We start from the raw sequence: 12,314 nt of genomic DNA, 5'->3' as shown, positions 1-12,314 counted from the left end.
TCTGCTCTGTTGTCCCTTAACGTGATAAACGGAAATCTGCTTTGCCGTTTACGGTATATGGTGACAATGAAATATTTTCATTATTTAAGCTTAATGACACTGCTGTTGCATCATCCAAACGAATTTGGAATGGTGTTTCACCGTTTAAGTTGAGCGTCGATGCTTGACGACCTGTCGCCAACACCTTACCCGTAGAATCCACAATATGTACTGAAGTTGGGCTACTGAAGGTCAATGTCAATTGATCGCCACTGACCGCTGCATTTCCGCCATTCATGTCGAGGACTTGAACTTCTGAAGCGACATCACTGGTCACAGCGTCTTCATTATCGCTGCCCGAGGTCATGCCTTGAATCGCTGCCACGATCGCACCAATGACCACCAACACCGCCAATGCAATCAAACCACGTTTGATCCATTTACGATTACGGTCACGGTTAGAACCGGGTAATTTACCCATAATTTTAATCGGTGAATTATTTAACGCGTGATTTGGCAACAATCCCGTATCGTTGGCATAAATATCATCAAAACGTTGAATGATATTGGTTGCATCAACTTTTAAATATTTGGCATAAGTGCGGTAGTAACCTTTAATAAAGGTCGCTTCAGGCAATGACTTATAATCATCTTGCTCAAGTGCAGTCAGTGTTTTTAATGGAATATTGAGTTCTGATGCGACAGCTTCAAGTTCCAGTTTTTGCGTAATACGTACTTGACGTAAATACTCACCTGGGCGTTGTACATTTCCTAATGCATTTGGAGCTACGCTCGAACCATTCGATTGCGGTGAATTAGGATTTACTTCCATACGGCCTCAGTACTGTACTGTAATTGCAAATAGCGTTGGTATTCAGGACTTTCTGGGAATAAAGCACGTAACTGGTTAACCAGTACTTGCATACCCAAATTGTCGCCATTGGCACGCGCTGTTCGAATGCCAATCCAGAGTGCACGCGCACCCTGATTTTTTTGTCCTACTGCACGTACAAATTGTTCATACATTTGTGTGGCAGCAGGGAACTGCTGATTCAAATAAAAGATTTCAGACAACTCTAACATTGAAACATAGGAATCACGATTAGCCTGCAAAGCTTGTTTGAATGATTTTTCAGCATTCGCCACATCCCCCACTTTCAGGTAAATTCGACCTAAATTTTCCAATGCTTTGAAACGTTGATCATAACCTAAAGTTGAACCTGCGATGCTGAACTGTTCAATCGCGTCATTATAGCGCTCAACTTGGTATAAATACGTACCGTAGTTGTTACGTGCTTGAGAATTTTTTGAGTCTACTGAAATTGCACGCTTAAAATAACTATCTGCTTTTTCTAAGTTGGCTGGGCTGCCTTCTCGTTGTAGTAAGACACCCATCATCATATTGGCTTGGGAATCGCGAGAATCCACCTCTAAAGCCTGATCTAATGCACGTTTAGCAGAGTCCAAATCCCCTGCTTTCAGATGTTCAACAGCCAATTGCGTTCTGATTTTTACGGCTTTCTCTGGGTCTTTTTTCCCAATCTCAGGCGTTTGACATGCTGTTAATGCCAAAACCGATGCACATAAAGCTGAAACGAAAGTGAACTTATACGTTAACTTTTTCAATTGGCTGCCTCTTTATTATCCTTGTGAGCGCAGTATCTCATTTTGCTGCGCAACTTTCTTTTTCCATTGCTCCGCACGACGAGTACGGTCAGCAACTTGCCCCACGAGTTGTCCACACGCAGCGTCGATATCATCACCACGTGTCTGACGAATCGTACACACAAAACCGGCATCAGACAAAGTTTTTTGGAAAGAAATAATACGGTTACGGCTTGAACGACCGTATGGCGCATGCGGAAACGGGTTAAACGGAATTAAATTAATTTTGCTTGGGAGGTTTTTCAACAGCTTTAACATTTGCTGTGCATGTTCAGGATGGTCATTTACACCATCTAACATCACGTATTCGATAGTCACGTGTTTACGCGAACTTTCATTACCATCTTTGGCGATATAACGCTGACACGCTGCAATCAACTGTTCCAACGGATATTTTTTATTGATCGGAACAAGTTCGTTACGTAGTTCATCATTTGGCGCATGGAGTGAAATTGCCAAGGCTACATCAATGTCTTGTGCCAATTGGTCAATTTTAGGCACCACCCCTGAGGTTGATAAAGTCACACGACGCTTCGACATGCCATACGCAAAGTCATCCAACATGATACGCATTGAATTCAATACGGCATCATAGTTCAACAGTGGCTCACCCATGCCCATCATCACCACGTTGGTCACTGAACGCTCACGATCAGCAACTGGCACATCTTCCATATAAGAGAAGTTCGCCATCCAAAGCTGTCCAATAATTTCAGCTTGGCTCAAGTCACGTTGAAAACCTTGTTTCCCAGTTGAACAGAATGAACAGTCCAGAGCACAGCCCACTTGTGATGAAATACACAAGGTCTTACGTGCGCCGGTTTTATCTTCTGCAGGAATGAGCACGGTTTCAACCAATGAACCAGCACCATCACCTACACGGAACACCCATTTACGAGTACCGTCTTTTGAATAATTTTTATGCACCACTTCAGGCGCTTTAATTTCACAAATCTTTTCTAGTTTTTCACGCAATTTACCAGAAATATTGGTCATTTCAGCAAAATCAGTCACGAAGAACTGATGAATCCATTTCATCACCTGCCCAGCACGGAACTTTTTCTCCCCCATTTCTTCGAAGAATTTTTCCATTTGCGGACGTGACATGCCCAGTAAATTCACTTTCTCCACAGTATTTTGCTGCGTCGGAGCGGATGGAGATTGTTGCTGTGCATCAGAAACAGCTGATGTAGCGACTACTTCAGTACTCATGTGTAATTACCTAAACCATGTCTAAAGATCAAAGGAGAAGCTCAGTTATTGAGCAAAGAATTATTCAGAGAATAAAAAAACCAGACAAGCAGTATACCACTTATCTGGTTTGAATACTTCGAATTAACGAGTACGTGGAGCGATCTCAGTTTGAGCGAAGAAGTAGTTAACTTCACGATCAGCAGATGCTACAGAGTCAGAACCGTGAGCAGCGTTTTCGTCGATGCTTACAGCGAAGTCTGCACGGATAGTACCAGGAGCAGCTTCTTTAGGGTTAGTTGCGCCAAGGATTTCACGGTGAGCAAGAACTGCGTTTTCGCCTTCAAGAACTGAAACTACAACTGGACCAGAAGTCATGAATGCAACTAGGTCACCAAAGAAACCACGTTCTTTGTGCTCAGCGTAGAAGCCTTCAGCTTCAGCTTGAGTCAAGTGTTTCATTTTAGTTGCAACGATTTGAAGACCAGCTTTTTCGAAACGAGCAAAGATGTCGCCGATGTGGTTTTTAGCAACTGCGTCTGGTTTAACGATAGATAAAGTACGTTCAATAGCCATGAGAGGCTCCTTAAGTCAATTTGACGTGAAAAATTTGCCGCATTATACCGAATAATGCGCTATTTTCTGCTTTTGCTATACAAAAAAATTGCTTTTTTCGATGTAGGGATTAACTTGCCTCATCAATCCAGGCCATCTGAATTCCCTCAAGCAGACCTTCAGTCGACTTTTCAGGGTCATCAGTGAAATTTGGCAATGCACATACCCATGCATGTAGGTCAGTAAAGCGAATCCATTGCGGATCAACATCAGGGTGAGCTTCATACAGCTCAATTGCGATATCAATGGTATCTGTCCAGCGTAAACCCATGGGTCTTCCTAACATCGTCTATAGAATGATGGCTTACTTTAACAAATTTCGGCAATTGGACGTGATAAACCCTTTTAATTTTTTTATTACCAGATTTTGCAATTAAGATCTCCACATCAAACTATAAAACCAAACCTAAAAGAGGTGCACAGAGAATCATTGCGGCACCCACTGCAGCGCCTATTGCAGCACCGACGGCAACATCACTCGGGTAATGCAATCCTAAGATCATGCGGGATAATGCCACCAATAAGCTAAAGGGCAACATTAAGACCAACAGCATGGGTTGAATATAGCCCAGCACAGTTGTTGCCATCACTGCATGTAGAGTATGCCCTGATGGAAAACTAAAATGATCTAGAGGGCGTTCACCTAAGCGAATCACTTGATGCACTTGATACGGTCTTGGGCGCACAGTTTTCTTTTTGAGGAGTTTATAGATCGAGGTGCCGACGAAACCACCCAGTAATACATAGACGATTTGCACACTGTAGGAGATGCCCTGCACGATCCAAACCGTCACCAACATGACATACCAAAACACACCATCACCAAGTCGACTCACCATTTTAAATATGTCAGCGACAACTTGTTGATGTGAAAAATGATTGAGATAAATACAGCCTTTTAAATCGAGATGCAGCATTCTTGTTTTTGCATTTTTAAAATTCATCGCTAATCTCCTATCTACAGTCAAAGTCTGACTATGTTGGGGTTGAGCTAGATTTGTGTTGTTATTTTTACAAGTTTAGTTCTGTGTTTGACTCAGCTTAAGTTGTCTTTTTGACAGTGCAATGATGCTTTGATGACAGTTCAATGAATATTGGTTATGAGGATGCTCAACCAGTATATAACCAATAGCGCTAGCTCCATTGGCTCATCATGGCTTGATCCACCACGCGATATAGCGCTTGCTCAAATTGCTGTACGGGATATTGCCATCCAATTTTAGCAGCGTCTTTTGCCGCCTCGATGCCCATGGTTTTTAATTTAGCGCGTTGCGGCAATTGCTGCATAAGACGTATAAATTTATCGGTTCGAGATAAATGACATAACCATCCCGTTTGCTGATTTCTCACGTGCAGTTGGGCACATGCAGCATTATATGCAATCACAGGCAATCCGCTAGCCATCGCCTCCAAAACCACATTACCAAAGGTCTCAACCTGACTTGCGAAAACAAAAACATCCGCACTGGCATAGGCTTCCGATAAAGCCTGACCACTTAAACTTCCCATAAAAATAACATCTAGGGATTTTGCCAGTTGCATTAGTCGTTCACGATCAGGCCCATCACCCACAATGACCAATTTCGTTCGTGCATCCATAGCCAACATCGAACGATAGGCAGAAATTAAAACATCCACTTCTTTTTCAGGAGATAGCCGTCCGACATAGAGCATCACGCGGGTATGTTCATCTGCTTGCCACTGTTGTCTCAGTTTTGCTCGATAATGTGAGGGAGAAAATCGACTATGGTCCACACCTCGTCCCACCACCACCAATGGACAACTAAAACCTAATCGATGCAAGGCATCTGCAGTATCTTGGCTCGGTACACAGGTAAGTTGAGTATTGTTATGAAACCATCGTAAATAATGTTGTACAGGCTTCATTAAAAACGCTAAATCAAAGAAGCGACTAAAATCATGAAAGGCCGAGTGAAAGCCACTGGAAACAGGAATCTGTAATGAACGCGCCAGTTGGAGCATAGCAAAACCCAAAGGCCCTTCAGTGACTATATGCACAATGTCGACTTGGGCTTTTTTTAAAGCTTTACTGAGTTTGATCAGTTGCGGCCAGCCAAATTGTAAACCTGAATATTTAGGAATCGACTGCGCTCGAACCAAACACTCTTGATCAGGTCGAAAATCCTGACAACTTTCGGACTGTTCTGGGCGTATTAAAAAAATGGAGTTGCCTTGTTGCTGCAAGCCCTTACACAGTTGCAATAAAGAATGTGCAACACCATTAATTTCTGGCGCCCACGTATCTGTAACAATGGCGATTTTTAGACCTGGACGGATTAATGTTGAGACCGTTTGCACATCCATTCGTGATTGCATATGCTTAAATTGGAACTGAAAGCGTGCAGGTTCATCCTGTATACGCCCCAAATTGATAGCCGATTCTGTCATGATCTTACACGCTTCTTATAAATGTTTATCCACAGTTTAAGCAGCAGTTTTTTGCATTTTGATGATTATTTGATGACAGTTTATTGAAAGAAATTATCTTATTTCTTCTACAAAATCATGGTTTATCCGTAATTTTTAATCACTTTTAAAATCGTCTGACCCACACGAGAAGTGATTTGCATATCTGCGTTCATCAGCTCTAAACGCCCACTCCTACTACGAAGCCCCACACTCAAACCGGCTTGATTGACCAGATCCACATCAAACCCCACGCCATTGTCTTCTACTTCCATTACCAATGCCGTGTTTTCATAATAAATTCGGATCTGCACCACGGTCGCATGACTATGCTTCACAATATTGGTTAATGCTTCTTCAGCTACACGCTGTAAGCTTAGACATTCCAATGGGGTAACATCCACTTCCCATTTTGCAGGAACTGACCATTTAGCGTGTATATCGAGCTCATCAAATAACTGATTAAAACGGTGTCTAAAGGATGCCATCCATAACAAAGGGGTTTCAGGCAGTTTAGTGCCTAAACTAGGACCACTATCAATGATCTGTCGTAAATCATCTCTTAAAATTTTCAACATCGATAAAAATTGTGGATTGGTCAGATCTTTGGCGCTCTGCTCAGCCTATGCCATTAATCGCAATGATCGAGCTGAGCCATCATGTAGGTCATGTGCTATTTGAATACGCTCTTGCAAGCGAATATTTTCCATTTCCAACTGATAATGATTGTGTAAAATGTGTATTTACTCTCATTTGTTTGTGCGACCAGTGTGGCCAAAGTGCCATTAAATTTTTCAATTCGTCTTACACTTTTAGTCAAGCGTAGTGCAAAAAAAATCGCCACACCCAAAGTAGTTTTCGGGGAAGCATATGCTGAAATCAAATTTCCTTCATTTCTGACTTTATATGCATAGCAGAAAATTAAGCTACTTAGATTAAAGCCCAAGATTCACCTAAATATCTATCATCAAGCTTCAATCTAGCGGTATGAACGAAATCAGCACTCCGCATATAATCACCTTGGGCTTGAAATAAATTTTGTCGCTAAGCAACTCAAAACACCATATTTACAAAGACTGTATCGCGGTAGATTCCTGCTGGTGTCGTTGCATTCACTCGCTCCACCAAACGCACAGCAATCACATAGTTATTTTTGCCAGCGCCTTGCTCGGTAGAAACATTCCACAGATTTTCCATCGCACCTGAAACAGTCATCCGTGTTTTGAGCTTAATCGGGCCATTCGTCACAAAACTACTGCCCGAAGTATCCTGCAAATTACGGCTATTAAAGCGTATGCGGTATTTACCGGAACAATCGACACTAAATGAACTTGCCGCTTGACTATTATAGTAATTCGCCAAGTGCATATTGGTTTCACTGATTCGTCCCATTTCACAACGACTCGGCGCTGCAAATGTCATTGAACTAAATAACGCTGCTGAGATGAGTAAAATACTTTTCATTGGAAATACTCCTTTATTTACACTGCAATGTAATTAATTCAGGAGTTTGGTTTTCTACCTTTTTCGGCACTGTTAAAGCTGTTTGGCAAGATCGACCACCACTGGTCCTCACCGTCAACTTGTAGTAGCCTTCAACCAAACCATATAACATTACCGTGCCATCTGAACCCACTGGATAAACATCAGCTTCTGGGGTATCAATTGCAACTTCACTTCCTGCCACAAATTGATGACCTTGTTCATCCAATATTTTGACCAATATTTGTTGTGTATCAAATACTGAAAAATTAATGTTATAACCACGCTGTCTTAACGCAACTAAACGATGTGCAGCATTCGGAACTTTGCTTTCGATCGGTAATTGATTTTCATCAAATGAAATATCGTAATTAATATAAGGAACGATATCGTGTACAAAGGCATAGCCTTTTTTATTGGTTTTCGCGACTGGAGACATTGAACGCATGACATCAATATCTTCACGACCACCAACATTCACTAAAGCAAAGGCATTATCGACAAAACTGGTCAATGCGTATTGACCACCCAACCACACCATAGCGCCACGGTAGCCAACCTGTGTTGTTGAATCATTTTCACTATAGAGATGACTTAAGGTTAAATCACCAACATCAGTGGACAAACCACCATAGGCATTTAATACCGTTTCATCATTACGATAATCCACACCGAGCGCATAATTTGCACCATATTCACCGAATGCATTTTGAATGAAACGGACACCGCCGGATTTATTGGTACCCGCATCAGCCTGAATACGCTTACCACCACCAAAATTATAAGAAAATGTAATAAAGGCACCTGAGTCATCGCTATCTCCAAATTCTTGGAAATAGTTGGCGGTATACATTAAATTCGGTGTAATTTCGCGACTCACACCCACAGTGAGCATTTTGCGATCCTCTAACTCAAATAAAGGATCATTAGATTCATACTGGGTTTGTTCGATATAGTTCAGATTTAAATTTTGAAAGAATGGAAAATTAGCAAAACTCAAATACGCCATATTTTCAAATTTTGGAAAAATATGATTATCTTCATAACCTAACGCCCGATAATCATTTGTAGCGTAGCGTGAACTCACACCAAAATTAAGTTTCCCGAAATTACGACTGATAGCCAAACCTGCAGAATAGCCATCGTCATTATCGGTTTTACTGCCTAAAAAAATACTGTCTAAAACAAACCATCGATTGACCGCTTGCGTCCATAGCAGTCCTGCATTTTTTACTTTGTCACTATAGGTAGCACTTGCACCCAACGTGGTACGACTGTTGACACCTCTACGCCAATAGGCTGAACTGAAAAAATCGCGATAATCACTATTTTCTTCGTCATAACTGAAGCGTAGTTTCCCTAATGAAATGTTGTAATCATTTAAGTCTTCTTTGAGCAATTTACTACTAATTAATACCGGGAAGCTTCGAACAGTGGTATTCCCCAATACATCTTGTACAACCATTTGCGCTGTACCGGCACTTTCAATATTGGCACCTGTTTGTAAGTTATAATCTCCAGGTGAAATCTTTTTCTGATATATATTTACGCCATCAATATATAAATCAACAGTCGAAGGTAAAACCGCACTACCTTTTAGACTTGGAATATTCCAATACACAAAATCTGGACGTGATGTATAGTCTGTACCAAAACTCAAACCACCAAATCGCACACCATGAATTAATGCGCTATAGGCAGAGGTCGTATCACCAATAATCAGCTTGGTCGCACTTTTAGAGAAGTCAAACTCAAGACTACTATTTAACCTTACAAATTTTTCTTCACGATAATCATCCCCTTTATTATTTCGATAAAAGGCATTATTTCTTAAAATCCAATTGTCTTTAAACACCCCAAGTTCAGGCAGTACACCAAAATTATTATGTTGAGTGTTATTTTCAAAGTGCATTTCATAATTGAGAAATGCACCAAAATTTGCAGGCATCGGCTGACTGATTAAGGCATCCGTTTCTAGCCCAAAGAAATATTTTGATGGAAGATTAATTTTGATAGCTTGCAATTGAGGATCAAATCCAGACTGAATATCTTGATCCGTTACCAAACAAAATGAATTTTTAGTTGCATGTCGTTTCAGAATTTCTACTTTGATTTGCAGCTTATCAAGATCTGCGCACTCTATATAAAACTTGTTATTTTCAGTCAGTAATAATACTTCGCTCTTGCGGTCTACTTCGTTTACCCAAATACTGGTTGGAAACAAATCATCAGGCATATCAACGGCTTCTGCATGAGCAGAATTAGCACATAAAATACAATATAGAAGCAATGTAATTCTATTCATAGCCACTACTCAACTAAATTAAACTCCAAAGGAGTGTCACCTTTATCAGTTTCCACAACGACTTTATAATTACTAGCGCCTTGTAAAGAAACATTCCCGATGTCGTATTGGTTTTTACCTAATGCCAATAAATATTTCATATCGGAAGATTCAGCGACTGTTTTCTTGCTTTTATCGATGACATAAAGTTTTTGGATTTGAATGTGTGATTTTGCTAAATTTTCAACCTGAATAATGGTGCGACCATTCGATTTTTTGGCAATAAATTTCAAATAAGCGGGTTCTTGTTTGCCGACAAAAAATGGCACATTAATACTTAATAACAGTGCAATTTTCGATTCAGAGTTCGTCACTTGTGGTAGCTCAGTATAAATAATACGCCATGCTTCTTCTTGTTGTAGATTCATACTTTCTACAGATTGAGTAAATCCCACACGAACCATTTGTTTTGAATTTGGTTTTAAAATAAAGTTTTTCGGATTGATAATAATATTGGATTCAGGTGAAAGAACATCTTCGCCTGCAGCATTTTGAGTCCATTTAAATGCTTGAGCCTCAAAAATACGTGGTGTCTCATCATCCCCTTTCGACTCCAAAGTAAATGTCGCACTACGTTGTTTAGATTTATCGGTTAAATATAACTGCACAGGGCTAATTGAAATACCTGCAAATATTTGAGGACTCAATAAGCAAGTCATTAAACTAAATGAAACGACTTTGAATAAACTTTTCATATACCCACCCCAGTACATTTAAATATTATTATCAATTCAAAAATAAAAAGAAGTTGACCCTAACTGTGTAGAATCAACTCCCTAAATTTGGATTAGTAAGCTACTTTGATATATAAAGTATCTTTGTATGTACCAGCACGTTGAGTACCTGAAATTGTATTTTTTGGAGCTACAGATACAGCAAAGTTATCAACGCTCATACCAGTTACAGGTGTAGAACCGATTGGATAATTCACACCACCTTTTGAAGTCGTGATTTTTGTAAATACTTTGTCACTAGTGGTTTCATGTTTTACAAAAGTATCTGCACTTGAACCCGCGTTTAGCGTAGATAGATTTAATGTATATGGAGTGTTCGTTGTAACTGTAAAGCCACTAGCACCCCTATAACTGTCTTCAACGAGTTTGATGTCTTTACCTACCAAAAGCTCACATGCTTTAAGAATCTGTAACTCGATGTCGATTTCGCCTTCACACGGCGCACCGCCACATTGTTTAGATTCTTTTTTACCACCAGCGATTGCAGATGTTGCTGGAAGTGCTACGAACAATGTTGCAGATAGTACTGCGGTTAAAATTTTAGATGTAGACATTTCACTTCTCCATTCTCATATGAGATTTATTAGTATGTGCATCAAAGGATATTTGTTAAGAAAAACTAATTAATCTTACTTTCCCTAGGTGCTGATTCATTCTTAATCATGTGGAGAAAAAAAGAACCTAATGTGGAATATTCACACGAATATTAATGTAATATTATTTTTTACGAAAATTTAAATTATGTGGCTGTAATATATTAAATATTTTTAATTTTTATATTTTTATTTAATTTTTCTCTTTATCCCAAATTTTGGGGATTTTTTTCATATCCCTATTTTTTGGTATAACATATCTTATTGTTTTTATTAAATTTAGTAACATTAAAAATAATATAGGCTGTTACATATTTCACCAAATATTTGTGAAATAGTTCAAAATAATTTTCAAACAAACCAATACTACGTGAATATTCAACTATATTAATAGTAAAGACCGATTAAATTTAAATTTTAAATAGAATCTCGAATGTATAATCACCACTTTCAGGTATGTCTTTTGAAACGCAATACAAGAATTACGTCACCAAATACTGAGCCTTTGTATTAAATTACAGGTTTTGAAACACGTCTTAGTTTCCAATGTTAAGCTTTTGTAAATCATATTTTCTTTCTTGAAATTTCAGTTTTTGTTTTTCAAATTTTTAGAATCTCATTTATTACGTGAATTATCACATATATAGATGTTAGCGGCAGTGTAAAAATGACCCCCTAATGGCATTTAAAAACTGACCCCCTTGGTTAATATAGCGGTCATTTTGGACTGCTCAACATGTTAACTTTGGAGCAAGCAGTGACAATCCAAATACTTCATCAACAAGGTAAATCTATTAAAGCCATTAGTCGTGAACTGGGGCTATCCAGAAATACCGTACGTAAATATTTACGGCAAAACACCACACCTCAGTATCAGCGTATACAGCCTAGAATAAGTATCCTTGACCCATATAAACCCTATTTACTCCAACGTGTAAACGCAGCTCATCCTGAATGGATTCCTGCTGTCGTGCTCTACCAGGAAATTTTAAGGTTGGGATATCCAGGAAAGATCAGGATCTTGAGGGAATATCTTGCAACATTAAAACCAGTTGCTCAACCGGAACCGATCATTCGTTTTGAAACCCAACCTGGCCAACAAATGCAAGTGGATTTCACCACGATTCGACGTAACAACACGACTTTAAAAGCTTTTGTCGCAACATTAGGGTATTCCAGAGCGACTTTCGTGAAATTTTATGATCATGAACGTACCGATGCATGGATCGATGGTCTAGAAAATGCATTTCAGTTCTTTGCAGGAGTACCTCAGGAAATACTGTT

General features: G+C 39.5%; 13 protein-coding genes. 1 reads left to right on the top strand and 12 read right to left on the bottom strand.

The window, feature by feature from the left end; translation table 11 throughout:
* Window positions 1-16: 16 nt before the first annotated feature.
* From FTU65_RS09550 to FTU65_RS09495, 12 genes are all read right to left on the bottom strand, one after another.
* Window positions 17-811, bottom strand: coding sequence for a RodZ domain-containing protein (locus FTU65_RS09550; protein WP_180025979.1), 795 nt, complete (start codon window positions 809-811; stop codon window positions 17-19).
* Window positions 802-1,605 carry a type IV pilus biogenesis/stability protein PilW gene (gene pilW / locus FTU65_RS09545; protein WP_180065868.1) on the bottom strand — a complete coding sequence of 268 codons (804 nt, stop codon included), beginning with the start codon at window positions 1,603-1,605 and terminating at the stop codon, window positions 802-804. Before pilW ends, FTU65_RS09550 begins: the two co-directional genes overlap by 10 nt.
* 15 nt (window positions 1,606-1,620) lie before the next feature.
* Complete coding sequence (rlmN, locus tag FTU65_RS09540) at window positions 1,621-2,856, bottom strand: 23S rRNA (adenine(2503)-C(2))-methyltransferase RlmN (RefSeq protein WP_078189613.1); 1,236 nt, start codon at window positions 2,854-2,856, stop codon at window positions 1,621-1,623.
* Window positions 2,857-2,979: 123 nt separating this feature from the next.
* Window positions 2,980-3,411 (bottom strand): nucleoside-diphosphate kinase, encoded by a 432-nt coding sequence (ndk, locus tag FTU65_RS09535; RefSeq protein ID WP_078189614.1) that lies wholly within the window; start codon window positions 3,409-3,411, stop codon window positions 2,980-2,982.
* A 109-nt stretch (window positions 3,412-3,520) separates the two neighbouring features.
* Complete coding sequence (gene iscX, locus FTU65_RS09530) at window positions 3,521-3,721, bottom strand: Fe-S cluster assembly protein IscX (protein ID WP_078189615.1); 201 nt, start codon at window positions 3,719-3,721, stop codon at window positions 3,521-3,523.
* A 121-nt stretch (window positions 3,722-3,842) separates the two neighbouring features.
* Complete coding sequence (locus tag FTU65_RS09525; RefSeq protein ID WP_180065865.1) at window positions 3,843-4,394, bottom strand: phosphatase PAP2 family protein; 552 nt, start codon at window positions 4,392-4,394, stop codon at window positions 3,843-3,845.
* Window positions 4,395-4,584: 190 nt separating this feature from the next.
* On the bottom strand, window positions 4,585-5,862 hold the full coding sequence (locus tag FTU65_RS09520) for a glycosyltransferase family 4 protein (RefSeq protein ID WP_373683470.1): 1,278 nt from the start codon (window positions 5,860-5,862) through the stop codon (window positions 4,585-4,587).
* Window positions 5,863-5,981: 119 nt separating this feature from the next.
* Window positions 5,982-6,455: a sensor histidine kinase gene (locus FTU65_RS09515; RefSeq protein WP_180011662.1), complete on the bottom strand. Its 474-nt coding sequence runs from the start codon at window positions 6,453-6,455 to the stop codon at window positions 5,982-5,984.
* 475 nt (window positions 6,456-6,930) lie between these two features.
* The gene (locus tag FTU65_RS09510; RefSeq protein WP_180011660.1) at window positions 6,931-7,341 is read right to left on the bottom strand and encodes a hypothetical protein; all 411 of its coding nucleotides are present in this window, start codon (window positions 7,339-7,341) and stop codon (window positions 6,931-6,933) included.
* Between the two features lie 13 nt (window positions 7,342-7,354).
* The gene (locus FTU65_RS09505) at window positions 7,355-9,664 is read right to left on the bottom strand and encodes a fimbria/pilus outer membrane usher protein (RefSeq protein WP_180011658.1); all 2,310 of its coding nucleotides are present in this window, start codon (window positions 9,662-9,664) and stop codon (window positions 7,355-7,357) included.
* A gap of 5 nt (window positions 9,665-9,669) precedes the next feature.
* Window positions 9,670-10,398 carry a molecular chaperone gene (locus tag FTU65_RS09500; RefSeq protein ID WP_180011656.1) on the bottom strand — a complete coding sequence of 243 codons (729 nt, stop codon included), beginning with the start codon at window positions 10,396-10,398 and terminating at the stop codon, window positions 9,670-9,672.
* A gap of 92 nt (window positions 10,399-10,490) precedes the next feature.
* Window positions 10,491-10,991: a hypothetical protein gene (locus FTU65_RS09495; RefSeq protein ID WP_180011654.1), complete on the bottom strand. Its 501-nt coding sequence runs from the start codon at window positions 10,989-10,991 to the stop codon at window positions 10,491-10,493.
* A 775-nt stretch (window positions 10,992-11,766) separates the two neighbouring features.
* Between FTU65_RS09495 and istA the strand changes: the two genes are divergently transcribed.
* The coding region (istA, locus tag FTU65_RS09490; protein WP_180011653.1) for an IS21 family transposase at window positions 11,767-12,314 on the top strand (548 nt) is incomplete at its 3' end.

The organism is Acinetobacter sp. YH12129, from assembly GCF_013418685.1.
GTDB classification, from domain to species: Bacteria; Pseudomonadota; Gammaproteobacteria; order Pseudomonadales; family Moraxellaceae; genus Acinetobacter; species Acinetobacter amyesii.
This window is presented reverse-complemented; position numbering and strand designations above follow the sequence as displayed.